Source organism: Brachybacterium sp. GU-2 (assembly GCF_030866705.2).
In the GTDB taxonomy this organism is placed as follows: domain Bacteria; phylum Actinomycetota; class Actinomycetes; order Actinomycetales; family Dermabacteraceae; genus Brachybacterium; species Brachybacterium conglomeratum.
This window is the reverse complement of sequence record NZ_CP133037.2, coordinates 3,129,699-3,144,137: the sequence shown is the minus strand read 5'-3', so window position 1 is coordinate 3,144,137 and position 14,439 is coordinate 3,129,699. Positions and strand designations below refer to the sequence as shown.

At 73.3% G+C, this 14,439-nt stretch carries 12 protein-coding genes, 1 tRNA gene and 1 riboswitch; of the genes, 4 read left to right on the top strand and 9 right to left on the bottom strand.

Going from position 1 to position 14,439, the window contains the following annotated elements; all coding sequences use genetic code 11:
- Positions 1-6: 6 nt before the first annotated feature.
- Positions 7-79 (bottom strand) — tRNA-Trp (locus RBL05_RS14410).
- 221 nt (positions 80-300) lie between these two features.
- On the opposite strand from RBL05_RS14410, the gene RBL05_RS14405 reads away from it, so the two are divergent.
- Together RBL05_RS14405 and RBL05_RS14400 are read left to right on the top strand one after the other, a co-directional pair.
- The gene (locus RBL05_RS14405) at positions 301-1,527 is read left to right on the top strand and encodes a pyridoxal phosphate-dependent aminotransferase (RefSeq protein WP_308738881.1); all 1,227 of its coding nucleotides are present in this window, start codon (positions 301-303) and stop codon (positions 1,525-1,527) included.
- Positions 1,524-2,573, top strand: coding sequence for an adenosine deaminase (locus tag RBL05_RS14400; RefSeq protein WP_308738882.1), 1,050 nt, complete (start codon positions 1,524-1,526; stop codon positions 2,571-2,573). Before RBL05_RS14405 ends, RBL05_RS14400 begins: the two co-directional genes overlap by 4 nt.
- 76 nt (positions 2,574-2,649) lie before the next feature.
- Here RBL05_RS14400 and galK read toward each other — a convergent pair whose 3' ends face one another.
- From galK to RBL05_RS14380, 4 genes are all read right to left on the bottom strand, one after another.
- Positions 2,650-3,891 (bottom strand): galactokinase, encoded by a 1,242-nt coding sequence (galK, locus tag RBL05_RS14395; protein ID WP_308738883.1) that lies wholly within the window; start codon positions 3,889-3,891, stop codon positions 2,650-2,652.
- 160 nt (positions 3,892-4,051) lie between these two features.
- Complete coding sequence (locus tag RBL05_RS14390) at positions 4,052-5,128, bottom strand: lactonase family protein (RefSeq protein ID WP_308738884.1); 1,077 nt, start codon at positions 5,126-5,128, stop codon at positions 4,052-4,054.
- Positions 5,125-6,627 (bottom strand): threonine/serine ThrE exporter family protein, encoded by a 1,503-nt coding sequence (locus RBL05_RS14385; RefSeq protein WP_308738885.1) that lies wholly within the window; start codon positions 6,625-6,627, stop codon positions 5,125-5,127. Before RBL05_RS14385 ends, RBL05_RS14390 begins: the two co-directional genes overlap by 4 nt.
- A 91-nt stretch (positions 6,628-6,718) precedes the next feature.
- Entirely contained in the window at positions 6,719-7,009 is a 291-nt protein-coding gene (locus tag RBL05_RS14380; RefSeq protein ID WP_308738886.1) for a DUF3017 domain-containing protein, read from the bottom strand.
- Positions 7,010-7,093: 84 nt separating this feature from the next.
- On the opposite strand from RBL05_RS14380, the gene aspA reads away from it, so the two are divergent.
- On the top strand, positions 7,094-8,626 hold the full coding sequence (gene aspA / locus RBL05_RS14375) for an aspartate ammonia-lyase (RefSeq protein WP_308738887.1): 1,533 nt from the start codon (positions 7,094-7,096) through the stop codon (positions 8,624-8,626).
- Positions 8,627-8,701: 75 nt separating this feature from the next.
- Here the strand turns inward: aspA and ppk2 are convergent, their stop codons facing one another.
- The 3 genes from ppk2 to purN all read right to left on the bottom strand — a co-directional run bounded on the left by ppk2 (position 8,702) and on the right by purN (position 12,253).
- Positions 8,702-9,607: a polyphosphate kinase 2 gene (gene ppk2, locus RBL05_RS14370; RefSeq protein ID WP_308738888.1), complete on the bottom strand. Its 906-nt coding sequence runs from the start codon at positions 9,605-9,607 to the stop codon at positions 8,702-8,704.
- A 183-nt stretch (positions 9,608-9,790) separates the two neighbouring features.
- The gene (purH, locus tag RBL05_RS14365; protein WP_308738889.1) at positions 9,791-11,446 is read right to left on the bottom strand and encodes a bifunctional phosphoribosylaminoimidazolecarboxamide formyltransferase/IMP cyclohydrolase; all 1,656 of its coding nucleotides are present in this window, start codon (positions 11,444-11,446) and stop codon (positions 9,791-9,793) included.
- A gap of 29 nt (positions 11,447-11,475) precedes the next feature.
- Positions 11,476-11,557, bottom strand: a riboswitch (ZMP/ZTP riboswitch).
- A gap of 123 nt (positions 11,558-11,680) precedes the next feature.
- Positions 11,681-12,253 carry a phosphoribosylglycinamide formyltransferase gene (gene purN, locus RBL05_RS14360; protein WP_308738890.1) on the bottom strand — a complete coding sequence of 191 codons (573 nt, stop codon included), beginning with the start codon at positions 12,251-12,253 and terminating at the stop codon, positions 11,681-11,683.
- 150 nt (positions 12,254-12,403) lie between these two features.
- Here purN and RBL05_RS14355 point away from each other — a divergent pair, with 150 nt between their 5' ends.
- Positions 12,404-12,832: a hypothetical protein gene (locus RBL05_RS14355; protein WP_126986329.1), complete on the top strand. Its 429-nt coding sequence runs from the start codon at positions 12,404-12,406 to the stop codon at positions 12,830-12,832.
- Here RBL05_RS14355 and RBL05_RS14350 read toward each other — a convergent pair.
- On the bottom strand, positions 12,810-14,345 hold the full coding sequence (locus RBL05_RS14350; protein ID WP_308738891.1) for a DUF6350 family protein: 1,536 nt from the start codon (positions 14,343-14,345) through the stop codon (positions 12,810-12,812). The two genes, RBL05_RS14355 and RBL05_RS14350, sit on opposite strands and share 23 nt — an antisense overlap.
- Between the last annotated feature and the right edge of the window lie 94 nt (positions 14,346-14,439).

Here is a 14,439-nt window from a genome sequence, read left to right as displayed (position 1 = left end):
GACCGGCAGGGCAGACAGGGCTCGAACCTGCAACCTGCGGTTTTGGAGACCGCTGCGCTACCAATTGCGCCACTGCCCTTCACGGGGACGAGCCCCGTGCGGTCGCCTCGCCCGGTCCCGGGACGTGCCCGGAGAAGCCTGAGCGATTCTGACCAGCGACCAGCATACAAGCCGACGGGGACTCGTGCGAATCGACCCGGATCACGTCACATTCCGGAGCCTCGGCGAGTCCCGGCCCGCCCCCGTTCCCAAGGGGCGTCCATCCTGGCGGCGCGGGGCGAGCTCTGTCACGATAGTCGGGTGACCACCGACGACGCACGCACTCCCGCCTCCCGTTCCCGCATCTCGCAGCGCATCGGCGCGATCGAGCCCTCCGCGACCCTCGCGGTCGACTCGACCGCCAAGGCGCTCAAGGCCGCCGGACGGCCCGTCATCGGCTTCGGCGCCGGAGAGCCGGACTTCCCCACCCCCGCGCACATCGTAGACGCCGCCGTGGAGGCCGCGCGCGATCCGCGCAACCACCGCTACTCCGCGACCGCCGGCCTTCCCGAGCTGCGCGAGGCCCTCGCCGCGTCGGTCTCGGCCACGACGTCGCTCGAGATCGATCCGGCCCAGGTGCTGGTGACCAACGGCGGCAAGCAGGCCGTGTTCCAGGCCTTCGCGACCGTGCTGGACCCGGGCGACGAGGTGCTGCTGCCCGCCCCGTACTGGACCACCTACCCCGAGGCGATCCGCCAGTCCGGCGCGTCCGAGGTCCCCGTCCTCGCCGGCGCCGACCAGGGCTACGTCCCCACGGTCGCGCAGCTCGAGGCCGCCCGCACCGACCGCACCCGCGCCTTGGTGCTGTGCTCCCCCTCGAACCCGACCGGCGCGGTGCTCTCCCCCGAGCAGGTCGAGGAGATCGGCCGCTGGGCGCTCGAGCACGGGCTGTGGGTGATCACCGACGAGATCTACCAGTCCCTCACCTACGGCGACATGCCCTTCACCTCGGTGCTGAAGGCCGTCCCCGAGCTCGCCGACACCACGATCCTGCTCGGCGGCGTGGCGAAGTCCTTCGCGATGACCGGCTGGCGGGTGGGCTGGATGGTGGGCCCCCTCGACGTCATCAAGGCGGCCTCGAACCTGCAGTCCCATCTCACCTCCCACGTCAACAACATCGCCCAGCGGGCGGCGCTCGCGGCGCTGAAGGGGCCGAAGGAGCCCGTCGAGGAGATGCGCCTCGCCTTCGACCGGCGTCGGCAGCTGATCGTCGAGAAGCTCTCCGCGATCGACGGCTTCACCGTGCCGACGCCCACCGGCGCGTTCTACGTCTTCCCCGACGTCTCGCAGCTGCTGGGCCGGGAGATCCGCGGCCGGAAGGTGACCACCTCGACCGAGCTCGCGACCGTGATCCTCGAGGAGGCGGAGGTCGCCGCGGTGCCGGGCGAGGCCTTCGGCGCCCCCGGCCACCTGCGCTTCTCCTACGCCCTCGGGGACGAGGACATCGTCGAGGGCATCGACCGGGTGGCCGCGCTCCTGGCGGGATGAGCCCCTCCCCCGCCGGATCGGGCCGCGACCTGCGGACCCTGCCCAAGGCGCATCTGCACCTGCACTTCACCGGCTCGATGCGTCCGACGACGCTGTGGGAGCTGGCGGCGGAGCGGGGCATGCGACTGCCCCGCTCCCTCACCGACGACGTGGCACTGCAGGTCGAGCCCGACCGGCGCGGATGGTTCCGCTTCCAGCGCCAGTACGACACTGCCCGCGCGGTCGTCGACACGGAGTCGGCGATGCGGCGTCTGCTCCATGAGGCGGTGGTCGACGACGCCGCCGAGGGCTCGGGCCGGCTCGAGCTGCAGGTGGACCCGACCAGCTATGCGCCCTTCGTCGGCGGAATCACCCCCGCGGTCGAGATCGTGCTGGACCAGGCCGAGCGCTCCGAGACGGAGACCGGGGTCAGCGTCGGGATCGTGGTGGCCGCCTCCCGCACCCGGCATCCGCTGGACGCCCGCACCCTGGCCCGGCTCGCGGCGCGCAGCGCCGGCCGGGTGATCGGCTTCGGGCTCTCCAACGACGAGCGGCGCGGTGACACCGAGGACTTCGCCCCCGCCTTCCGCATCGCGCGGGAGGCCGGGCTGCTGGCGGTGCCGCACGGCGGGGAGCTGCTGGGGCCCGCGCACGTGCGGGAGGTCGTCGAGCACCTGCGACCGGACCGGCTGGGCCACGGGGTGCGCGCCGCCGAGGACCCGCAGCTGCTGGAGCAGGTGGTGGCAGCCGGGATCGGGTTCGAGCTCTGCCCGGCCTCGAACGCCTCCCTCGGGGTGCTCGAGCACGCCGAGGACGTGCCTCTGCGCCGGCTGATCGAGGCCGGGGCGCAGATCGCGCTCGGCGCCGACGACCCGCTGCTGTTCGGCTCCCGGCTGCTGGACCAGTACGAGACCGCGCGGCGGATCGGGCTGGACGACGTCGAGCTCGCCGACCTCGCCGCCTCCTCGATCCGTCTCTCGGCCGCTCCCGCACCGGTCCGCTCCCGGCTCCTCGCGGGGGTGCGGGACTGGCTCGCGGCCCCCGCGCCCGGCGACGCGACGCGCTGACGACGGTGCCGCGCCGACGGCGGGGAGGCACCGACGGCGGAAAGACGTCGTCCGCCGGTGTTTCCGGCGTCGCGGCTCAGCGGTCCTGGCCGGCGCCCTCCGAGGGCAGTGCCAGGAAGAACTCCGGGGCGGTGAAGCCGGCCGCGGCGAAGGCGGCGGCGATGGCCTCGGCGATCGACTGCGCTTGCTCCGCCTCCACCAGCGCGATGGTCGAGCCGCCGAAGCCGCCGCCGGTCATGCGAGCGCCGTGCGCACCGGCCTCGCGGGCGGTGTCCACGGCGAGGTCGAGCTGCGGCACCGTCACCTCGTAGTCCTCGCGCAGCGAGTCGTGGGAGGCGTTCAGCAGCGCGCCGAGCTCCGTGACGTGCGCGCGCACCGTCCCCTCGGCGAGCAGCGCGTCGAACTCCTGCACGCGCTGGATCTCGGTGATCACGTGGCGGGCGCGGCGGCGCACGACCTCGTCGTCGATGCTCACCAGGAGCTCCTCGCGCCGGGCGGGATCGGCGTCGCGCAGGGTCGCCACGCCGAGCGAGTCGGCGGCGCGCTCGCTGTCGGCGCGGCGCGCCGTGTACTCCCCGTCGACATGGGAATGCTCGGCGCGGGTGTCGGTGATGAGCAGGGCGAGGCCCTGGGAGGCGAGGTCCCACGGCACCGCGCGGGTGGAGAAGTCCCGGCAGTCCAGGAACAGGGCGTGGCCCTCACGGGAGAGGACCGAGGCGGACTGGTCGAGCCCGCCCGTGGAGGCGCCGGCGAAGTCGGTCTCGGCGGTGATCGCGGCGCGCACCCGGTCCAGCGGCGTGGTGCCCAGCGTCAGCAGCGACTCGATCGCCTCGGCGGCGGCGCACTCGAGCGCGGCCGAGCTGGACAGGCCCGCCCCGAGCGGGACCTGCCCGTCGATGAGGACGTCCATGCCCTGGGTGACGGCGCCGGAGATGAAGGGGCGCAGCGCCCAGAGCACGCCGGCGACGTAGGCGGGCCAGCCCTCGACCGCGCCGGGCTCGAGCGCGGCCGCGTCGAGGTCGAGCTCGAGGTCGTCCTGGGCGGAGCGCAGACGCACCCGCGAGGTGGGGGTGCGGGCGGCAGCGGCGAAGCAGCGGTGCGAGATCGCCATCGGCAGGCAGAGGCCGTCCTGGTAGTCGACGTGCTCACCGATGATGTTGACGCGGCCCGGCGCGGACCAGACCCCGTCGGGCGCGTAGCCGAAGGACCGCTCGAACCTCTCGGCGGCGCGATCGGCGGCTGCGGAGCGCTCCGGTGCGGCCGAGAGCACCGCTCCCTGCCGAGCGGGAGCGGTGCGGGAGTCAGCGGCAGCGGTCATCGGGAAGGGTCCTTCCAGGACGGGGCGAGGGCACGACGGAACCCACCGGCCGACCGGTAGGGCGCCGGTGAGTCTATCCGTCTCGCGGCCACCGTCGGCAACAGGTCCGCTGCGGAGCCGCTCACCCGCGTCCGGGGAGACCGCTCCCGGGACGCGGTCCTCAGGCCACCGGACGCACCGCGAGGCACGCGACCGACGGCGCGGGGATCGGCTCCCCGACCCGCGAGAGCTCCTCGCCGCGACGGCGCAGCACGTCGATCCGGTCCCCCTCCTGCGCGGCGACCAGCACCAGGTCACCCCACTGGGTGAAGTGACGCGGGTGCGCGCCCACCTCGACCTCGGCCACGCGCTGCGGCCGCATCGCGTCGAGGGAGAGCAGCGAGAGGGTGTCGGGCCCGCGATTGGCGACCAGCAGCGCGGACTCGTCGGCGACGAGCTCGATGTGGGAGAGCGCGGCGGCGGACTCGCTGCCGCTGGCCGGCATCATCGAGCGCACGGCCCAGCGGCGCGGCGCCTGCGGCATGACGGCGGGGACGGAGCGGGGCGAGGTCTCGTGGGCGCGCACGGCGGTGGCGACCATGCCGGAGCGCTCGCAGGCGATGTGGATCTGCTCGGACTCGTGGTCGGCCACGAGGTGGCGCGGTCCGTTCCCCCGGCTCAGCGAGATCTCCCCGGCGATGTCGATCATGCCGCCGGCGCCCTGGCGGTACAGCAGCACGCGGTCCAGGCCGAGGTCGGGGACGGCGAGGGCCTCGGTGCCGGGCAGCGCCACGACCTGGTGCGGGTGCGGCGCGGTCTCCGCGATGCCGTCGGTCAGCTCGTGGTGGTCGTCGACGTCGATCTGCGCGGTGGGCAGGCCCTCCTCGTCCAGGCCCACCGTCGCCACGGAGCCGGAGCCGTACTGGGCGATCACGAGGGAGCGGCCGTCGCTGCCGTGGGCGAGGTGGCAGCCGCCCGCCCCGTCCAGCGCGAGGTCCGCGACGACCTCCGCCCGCGCCCCGTCCTCGTCCACACGCACGGTGACCACCCGGGTCGGCTCGGTCTCGAGCACCGCGTGCAGCAGGGTGCCGTCCTCGCTCCACAGCACGAAGGAGGGGTCGGGCAGGTCGACGGCGGCACGACGCTCGACGGCGAGGCCCTGCCCGTCGGACCGCAGCGCCAGCAGCTCGATGCCGCGGCCGCGGCCGGTGCCGCTGGTGGAGTAGCCGGCGACGGCCAGCAGTGCGTTCTCGGTCATGGGACCTCCTCGTCCTCGTCGCGGCGCTCCCCGCGGTCGCGGTCCACGAGATCCGCGGGGGGCTCGAGGTCGTCGAGCAGGTCCGCGTCCTCGAACAGAGCCGGTGACAGCGCCGTCATCTCTCCGGTCATCGTAGACGGCTCGATCACCGGAGTGCCGCGACGACGCCGCATCGACCGCGTGCCGAGCGAGAGACGGCGACGGCGCATGGTGGTGAAGGGCGAGGAGATCGCCGGGGTGTAGGCGATGCCGCTGCGGCGGAAGTAGGGCATGATCCGCGAGGAGATGAGCTGGCCGAGCACGACGCCCGCGGCGATCGCGATCGCGACCTGCGCCGCCTCGAGCAGCTCGGAGATGCCCATCGAGAGGTCGTCCTGCAGCCCGAGCAGGCCGCGGTAGATCCGGCTGCCGGGCACCAGCGGGATCACCCCGGCCATGACGAAGGCGAGGGAGGGGGCGCGCACCCGGTCGGCGAGCGCGGTCGCGACCAGGCCGGTGAGGAAGGCGGCGACGCCGACGGCGACGGTGCGGTCGTTCAGCGTCCCGGTGATCAGGTGCGAGACGAGGCCCGAGCCGGCGGCGACCAGCGCGGCCATCAGCAGCAGCCGGGGCGGGGTCTGGGTGCCGACGCCGTAGCCGAGCCCCATGCCGAGCCCCGAGATCAGCACCACCAGCGCCGTCGTGATCGACAGCGGCATCGACGCGGTCACGGAGATGTCCGCGCCGATCGCGTCGGCCGCGAGCAGCCCGGCGCGCACGCCCACCACGATACCGACGGTGAGCATGAGCGTCTCGAGCATGCGTCCCGCGGCGGTGATGTACCAGCCCGTCACCGCGTCCTGCACGGCGCTGATCGAGGAGAGCCCCGCGAGCTGCACGATCAGGCACGAGACCACGACGATCGAGGAGTTCTGGGTGGGGTCGATCGCGCTGACCCCGATCGCCGCGGCGACGGCGACGAGCCCGCCGAGCGCCTGGCTGTAGAACGGCGGGATGCTCCACCGGGCCAGCAGCTCCGCCGCCGCGATCAGCAGCCCGGCGGCGAGGGTCGCGGCGACCACGACGAGGCTGCCGGCGCCGAAGCTGAGCGCGGCCGCGCCGCCCATCACCGCGAAGCCCGCGACCACGAGCACGAGCCGGTACAGCGGCTGGCGCTGCGGGACCGCGGCGGCCCGGTGCCGGGCCTCGTCCAGCGGCAGCTCCCCGGAGAGGTACTGGTGGGAGATGTCCTCGAAGGCGGCCAGGCGCGCGAAGTCCTGGGTCCGCTCCCCTGCCGAGCGGACCCTCGTGAACGGGGTCGCGGACTCGTCGGCGAGATAGGAGATCGTGACCTCGTTGAAGGTGACCTGCACGGAGACGTTGCGCAGGCCGGACGAGCTGGTCACCCGCAGCACCGTCGCGGTGACCTCCGAGGCGGCGGCACCGTTGGTGAGCAGGCCCTCCCCGATCCTCATCGCGAGGTCGAACACGGCATGGAGCCGGGCGGAGTCGGTGGGCACGCACAGATCGTCCCACACCGCGGGCGGGCCCCGCTCCCGCCGGCGGGCCGACGAAGCTCACACCCGACGGGCCCTCCCGGAGCGCTTCGGGTCAGAGGTTCGGCGAGGTGCTCAGCACCGCGATGCCGAGCGCGAGAGCGAGCAGCACCGCGACGTCGAGGCCGCGGGAGCGGACGGCGAGCGCGCCGACCGCCCGCACCGGCAGCAGGGCCCGCATCAGCGCGAGGACCAGCAGCAGGGTCGCCAAGAGCACGCCGGCCAGCGGCGCCGACAGCGTCGCCCCGATCAGGACGATCAGCGCGAGCGCGGGCAGGGCGAGGGCGAGCACCGTCTGCCGCCGGAAGGCGGCGCGGAGCGTGTGGGGGGATCGGGGCGCGCGCACCCGGCCATCGTACGGTCCCCGCCCCGCTACCCTGGCAGGGGCCGGCAGAGCCGTCGGCCACAGCGACATCCGGAGGATCCCACGATGACCAGCCCCGGTGCGACGTCGACCGGCACCCGCCGTGAGCACGACCTGCTCGGAGACCGCGACGTCCCAGACGATGCCTACTACGGCGTCCAGACCCTGCGTGCGAAGGAGAACTTCCACATCACGGGGGTGCAGCTGCAGCACTTCCCCCGGATGATCGAGGCCCTCGCCCAGGTCAAGCGCGCCGCCGCCCGCGCCAACCATCGCCTGGGGGCGCTCGACGACGAGCGCTTCGCCGCGATCGACCGCGCCTGCGAGGAGATCATCGGCGGCGCCCTCCACGAGCACTTCATCGTGGACATGATCCAGGGCGGGGCCGGCACCAGCACGAACATGAACGCCAACGAGGTGATCGCCAACCGCGCGCTGGAGATCCTGGGGCACGAGAAGGGGCAGTACGACCGGCTGCACCCCAACAACCACGTCAACCTCGGCCAGTCCACCAACGACGTCTACCCCACGGCGATCCGGCTGACGATCATGCTGTCCTTCCCTGCGCTGGCCGAGTCGATGGACCACCTGATCTCCACCCTGCGCGCCAAGGGCGAGGAGTTCTCCTCGGTCCTGAAGATGGGACGCACCCAGCTGCAGGACGCCGTCCCGATGACCGTGGGCCAGGAGTTCCACGCCTGGGCCACCACGATCGAGGAGGACGTCCAGCGCCTCACCCGCACCGCGACGCTGTTCCAGGAGATCAACCTCGGCGCGACGGCGATCGGCACCGGCATCACGTCCGATCCGCGCTATGCGGCGATGGCCACGGCCGAGCTCGCCGAGCTGACGGGGGTGCCCTTCGTGGTCTCCGCCGACCTGGTCGAGGCCACCAGCGACACCGGCGCCTTCGTGACCTTCTCCGGGATCCTCAAGCGCATCGCGGTGAAGATCTCGAAGATCTGCAACGACCTGCGCCTGCTGAGCTCCGGGCCGCGTGCCGGCCTGCACGAGATCAACCTGCCGGCCGTGCAGCCGGGCAGCTCGATCATGCCAGGCAAGGTGAACCCGGTGATCCCGGAGGTCGTCAACCAGGTCGCCTACGAGGTGATCGGCAACGATCTCTCGGTGACCTTCGCGGCCGAGGGCGGTCAGCTGCAGCTGAACGTGTTCGAGCCGGTGATCGCCTTCAACATCCTCGAGTCCACGCAGATCATGACCCGGGCGATGAACACCCTCGCCGACCGCTGCGTCGCCGGGATCACCCTGAACGAGGAGGTGCTGGGGGACTATCTGCACCGCTCGATCGGGGTGGTCACGGCGCTGGTGCCGGTGATCGGGTACGCGGCCGCGACCGAGGTCGCGGAGGAGGCGCTGGCGACCGGCCGTCCGGTCCGGGACCTGGTGCTCGAGCGCGGCCTGCTGGACGAGGCACGTCTGGCCGGGCTGCTCTCCCCCGCCTCGATGACCTCGCCGCACCGGGCGACGGCCACCGGCACCATCCCGGCGCTCGACGAGGAGCCGGAGCCGGCCGCCGCGCCGGAGCAGCCCGACTCGGGCGAGGTGGCGCTGCCGCCGACGGAGCGCCTGGACTTCTGAGCCGCACCGGAGAGCTGACGGGCCGGTCACCCCCAGGGGTGACCGGCCCGTCACACGAGCGGCGCCGTGAGCGGCTCACTCGTCGGCCTCCTCCATCTTCCCGCGCATGACCAGCTTCGGGTCCGGGCTCCCCACGACCTCGTGGTCCTTGTCCTCGTACTCGAACTGGGAGAGGAAGTAGCGCATCGCGTTCAGGCGGGCGCGCTTCTTGTCGTTGGAGCGGATGATCGTCCACGGCGCGTACTTCTTGTCCGTGCGGCGGAACATCTCCTCCTTGGCCTCGGTGTACGCCTCCCAGCGGTCCAGCGACTCGAGGTCCATCGGGGAGAGCTTCCAGCGCCGCACCGGGTCCAGCTGCCGGATCGCGAAGCGGGTGCGCTGCTCCTTCTGCGAGACCGAGAACCAGAACTTGGTGAGATGGATGCCGGAGTCCACCAGCATCCGCTCGAAGTGGGGGACCTGATTCATGAAGGTCTCGTACTGCTCGGGGGTCGCGAAGCCCATCACCCGCTCGACGCCGGCGCGGTTGTACCAGGAGCGGTCGAAGAGCACCATCTCGCCCTCGGTGGGCAGGTGCTGGACGTAGCGCTGGAAGTACCACTGGCCGCGCTCGCGGTCGCTGGGCTTGTTCAGTGCGACGACGCGGGCGGTGCGGGGGTTGAGGTGCTCGGTGAAGCGCTTGATCGTGCCTCCCTTGCCGGCCGCGTCGCGCCCCTCGAAGATGATGACGGCCTTCTGGTCGTTGTCCTCGAGCCAGTACTGGAACTTCAGCAGCTCGACCTGGAGCTGGTACTTCTGCAGCTCGTAGTCCTCCCGGTCCATCCGGGTCTCGTACGGGTACCCCTCCTGCCAGGTGTAGACCGGGTTCCCCTGAGGGTCGATCAGGTCCGGGTCCGGGGTGTGGCCGTCCTGGACCGAGTACCCCTCCTCGCGCAGGTGCTCGATGTACTCGCGCAGGCTCTGGTTGTCGGGGATCTTCACGGTCACTCCTTCGGCGCTCGCTGGTGGATGCGCCCAAGTTTAAAGGTCACGGATGGACCGGAGGTGAACAGAGGTCCTCCGCCGTCGGGGAGCTCCGCCCGGGATCGGCGCAGGCCGACGCGGGCAGGGCGGGGCGGCGCCGCCCGTCCGGGCCGGGCGGCGCGGACGGGCGGTGCCGGGCGGTCAGTGGGCGAAGTGACGGGTGCCGGTGAGGTAGAGCGTGACGCCCGCGTCACGGCACGCCTCGATCACCTCGTCGTCGCGGATCGAGCCGCCGGGCTGGACGATCGCGCGCACGCCGGCGTCCAGCAGGATCTGCACCCCATCGGCGAAGGGGAAGAAGGCGTCCGACGCGGCGACCGCGCCGCGGGCCCGCTCCGGCGCGGCCTCGCCCTCGGCGTGCTCGCCGAGGGTGTTGGCGCGGGAGACGGCCAGGCGGCAGGAGTCCAGGCGGTTGACCTGGCCCATCCCGATGCCGACGGCGGCGCCGTCCGCGGCCAGCAGGATCGCGTTGGACTTCACGGCGCGCACCGCGCGCCAGGCGAACTCGAGGTCGGCGAGGGTCGCCTCGTCGGCCGCCTCGCCCGCGGCGAGCGTCCAGCCGGCGGGGGCGTCGCCGCCTGCGTCGATGCGGTCCGCGTCCTGGATCAGCATGCCGCCCCAGATCTCGCGCATCTCGACGCCGCGGGAGTACTCCCCCTCGAGCTTCAGGATGCGGAGGTTCTTCTTGGTGCGCAGCAGCTCGAGGGCCTCGTCCTCGTAGCCGGGGGCGAGGATCACCTCGGTGAAGATCGGCTTGACCTGCTGGGCCATGGTGAGGGTGACCGTGCGGTTCGCGGCGATCACGCCGCCGTAGGCGGAGACGGGGTCGGTGCCGTGGGCGCGGGCGTGGGCGAGGGCGATGTCCTGGCCCTCGTCGACCACGGCGACGCCGCAGGGGTTGTTGTGCTTGACCACGGCGACGGCGGGGCGAGCGTGGTCGTGGGCGGCGCGCACCGCGGCGTCGGCGTCGACGTAGTTGTTGTAGCTCATGGCCTTGCCGCCGAGCTGCTCGGCGCCCGCGATCCCGGGGACGGTCTCGTCGGTGACGGCGAGCCGGGCCCTCTGGTGGGGGTTCTCGCCGTAGCGGAGGGTCGCGGTGATGCCGAGCTCTGCGGCGTCCGCGTCGGAGAGGTCGAGGATCGAGGGGATCTCGACGTCGTCGGCCTCGACCTCGGGCTCGGCGGACGCGTCGTCCTCGGCGAGCTGGCCGAGCATCCAGTCGCTGATCGCCTCGTCGTACTCGGCGGTGCGGGTGAAGGCGATGGCGGCGAGCTCCTGGCGCTCGGCGAGGGTGAAGCCGCCCTCCTCCGCGGCCTCGGCCGCGATCGGGTAGCCCTCGGGGTCCACGACCACGGCGACGGAGGCGAAGTTCTTCGCGGCGCCGCGCACCATGGTCGGGCCGCCCACGTCGATCTTCTCGATGATCTCGGCGAAGCTGCCGCCGGCGGCGACGGTCTCGGCGAAGGGGTAGAGGTTCACGACCACGAGGTCGAAGGGGGCGATGTCGTGCTCGGCGAGCTGGTCGCGGTGGGACTCCAGGCGCTGGTCGGCGAGGATCCCGCCGTGCACGCGCGGGTGGAGGGTCTTGACGCGGCCGTCGAGCATCTCAGGGAAGCCGGTGACGGTCTCGACCTCGGTCACGGCGATGCCGGCGTCGCGGATCGTGGAGGCGGTGGAGCCGGTCGAGACGATCTCCGCGCCCTGCTCGGCGAGGGTGCGGGCGAGGTCGACGATGCCGGTCTTGTCGAAGACGGAGAGGAGGGCTCGGCGGATCGGGCGGCGTCCTGCGGTGCTCACGTGGCGTGCTCCTGTTCGGATCTGCTTGCGGAGGGCACCCAGGCGGTCGATGCCCCCGACGTCACAACACTCCCCGGTGGTCCCCCACCTGCGCCAGTCGTGTGGGGCCCAGCCTAGCGGTCCGCGTGCCCGTCCCCGACCCCGGCGGGCATCGACGAGACGGGGCGCGGGTCCCGGCGGGCGGGAGCGGAACGGTGCCGCGTGCTTCCGCCGGGACGGGGCGGGCCGGAGGCGTCAGCGGGCGGCGGTGAGGCGTCGCACGACCTCGACCAGCAGAGGCTGCTCGACGGCCTTGATCCGCTCGTGGAGGGCCTCCTCGGTGTCCTCCTCGAGCACGTCCACGGCACGCTGGGCGAGGATCCGCCCGGTGTCCACCCCCGCGTCGACCTCGATCACGCTGCAGCCGGTGACCTTCACGCCGTAGGCGAGGGCGTCGCGCACGCCGTGGGCGCCGGGGAAGGCGGGCAGCAGGGCGGGGTGGGTGTTGATGATCCGGCCGCCGAAGGACTCGAGCAGCGGGGGGCCGACGAGCTTCATGAATCCGGCGAGCACCACGAGCTGCGGGTCGTGGGCGGCGACGGCGGCGGTGAGGGCTCGGTCCCAGGCGGCGCGGTCGGGGTGGTCGCGCAGGGCCACCACCTCGGTGGGGATGCTGGCGGCGCGGGCGTGCTCGAGGCCGGAGGCCTCGCGGTCGGCGAGGACGGCGACCACCTCGTAGGGGCACTGCTCCTCCGCCGCGGCGGCGAGGAGGGCGGCGAGGTTCGAGCCGGTGCCGGAGATCAGGACGACGACAGGGGTGCGGGTCACCGTCCCAGGGTAGTGCGCGGCGGCCGGGGGCCCGCTGAGACGGAGGGGGCGGGAGCCCGCGGCGGCGGTGGAGCCAGGGGCCCGCCGCGGCGGCGGTGCGGGACGCCGTCCCGACGGCCGTACGACGGCGTCTTCCGCGGGCACGGCACAATGGGTGGGGTGAACAGCGATCCCGACTCCTCCCCGCGCTCCGACGTCACCCCGGAGAGGCGCCATCGCCGCCGGGTGGGCGCGCTCGCGATCGCGCTGCTCGCCTCGTGGCTGCTGATGATGATGCCGCTGCCGCTCTCGCTGCTGGCGGGGGTGACCGGGCTGGTCGCGCTCGTGCTGCTGGTGCCGGTGATCGTCCAGTCGGTGAAGGACCGGCGCTGGTCGATGGTGGTGATCGGGGGTCTGCTCGGCGTCCCGGCGACGCTGATGATCATCTCCGGGGCGCTGCTGAGCACCCTGTTCTACGGCCCGCTCGCCGAGCTCGAGGAGTGCCGCGCCTCGGCGATCACGGAGCAGTCGCGCACCGCCTGCGACTCAGAGGCGCAGGGGTCGATGGTCGACTGGCTCAGCGGCCTGCTCGGGGGCTGAGCGGGTCCTCGTCCGCGGGCGGCTCGATCGGGTCCTCGTCGGCGTGGTCGGCAGCGGCATCGTCCGCGGCGTCCGCGCTCCAGGCGTCCCCGTCCCGAGCGTCCTCGTCCCGGTCGCCGTCGAGATCCTCGTCCTGGTCGTCGCCGTCCTCGGCGCCCTCGTCCCAGGCGTTCAGGTCCGACGAGTGCTCGTCGTCGGCCCTGTCCGCGACCTCGTCCCTCGCGCCGTCGGCGCCCTCGCCGCGCTCCGCGGACTCGGCGGCGTCCACGCGCTCGCGCAGGGAGGCGATGCTGCGTCGCGTCCACGGCACGAGGTCCGTGGCGAGGACGGCGATCACGAGCCCGGTCGCGAGCACGACCACGCCCAGCAGGGGCAGCACGAGGGTTCCCATGGCGGGACCGAGGTGCACCAGGCGGCCGTCGCCGATCCCGCCGGTGGTGAGCCCGGCGAGCAGCAGCACCGCGACGACGACCACGACCGGGTAGGCGATCCAGGCCGTGATCTGCTCGCGCCGCTCGAGCTCGGCCACGTCCCGCACCAGGGAGACGGCGCCGAGGCCGACGGCGAGCGCGGGCACCAGCATCAGCGCCCAGGTCGCTCCCGGCAGGTCGCCCGGCTCGGGCAGCGCACCGAGGATCGGGAGGACCGGCAGCACGCCGGTCTGGACCTCGCCGAGGGAGATCCCGGTGGAGGTGCCCACCACGACCGTGCCGCCCAGCAGCACCACCAGCGCCCACACCGCCAGCAGCGGCAGCAGCGCCAGCTGCAGCAGTGTGAGCACCAGGCCGCCGACGATCCCGGGGTCGAGCTGGTCGAAGAGCGCGGACTGGGCCGGCACGTGCGTGAGCATCAGGACCAGCACCAGCAGCATCCCTGCGCCGAACAGGCCCAGCACCGCCAGCAGCGCGGAGCGGGCGACCGCGCCGTAGGGGGCCGGCAGCAGCTCGAGCACCCGCACGCCCGGCACCGCCGTGGTGGGCTCGCGCCGCAGCGACCACAGCAGGCCGATCAGTCCGCCGCCGATGGCGACCAGCGCCCCGGAGACGACGGCGGAGGTCACCATCGGCGCGGCATCGGCGCTGCGGCCGATCGCGGCGAGCACGGCGAGACCGATCGCGTAGGTCCCGCCGAAGGCGGCGAGGGAGACGCCCGCATCCCGCAGCGCCCCGACGCGCAGCACGCCGTCGCCGCGCACGAGCTCGAGGCGGTGGCCGACCCGGCGCAGCGACAGCGCTGCCAGGAGCACGAGCAGGATCTGCAGGCCGACGGGGGTGAGCGTCACCGCCCCGTCGATCACGCCGGTGCTCAGCACGACCCCGCCGCCGTGCCCGAGCACCAGGACGTTCAGCGCGATCAGCACGGCGTCCAGCGCGGTGGCGCTCGAGGCGGTGCCGGCGGCCTGCGCCGCCAGCGCCGGCACGACCACCACGGCCAGGCCGATCCCGAGCACGGACAGCGCCGCGAGGAGCCCGCGCACCAGGGGCGTCGTGATGCTGTCGCCGTCTGTGCTCACGCGATGCTCCTCGGGAGGTGGGGGAAGGCGCCCGGTCGGTGCCGGGCCCGCGGTCTCTCGCCGGACCATGGTCGCACCTCGCCCCCTCCGCAGG

Bases quoted from the DNA above. Each gene is read 5' to 3' on its own strand.
- RBL05_RS14400 (WP_308738882.1), top strand. From the start codon at position 1,524: ATGAGCCCCTCCCCCGCCGGATCGGGCCGCGACCTGCGGACCCTGCCC.
- galK (WP_308738883.1), bottom strand. From the start codon at position 3,891: ATGACCGCTGCCGCTGACTCCCGCACCGCTCCCGCTCGGCAGGGAGCG.
- RBL05_RS14390 (WP_308738884.1), bottom strand. From the start codon at position 5,128: ATGACCGAGAACGCACTGCTGGCCGTCGCCGGCTACTCCACCAGCGGC.
- aspA (WP_308738887.1), top strand. From the start codon at position 7,094: ATGACCAGCCCCGGTGCGACGTCGACCGGCACCCGCCGTGAGCACGAC.
- RBL05_RS14355 (WP_126986329.1), top strand. From the start codon at position 12,404: ATGGGTGGGGTGAACAGCGATCCCGACTCCTCCCCGCGCTCCGACGTC.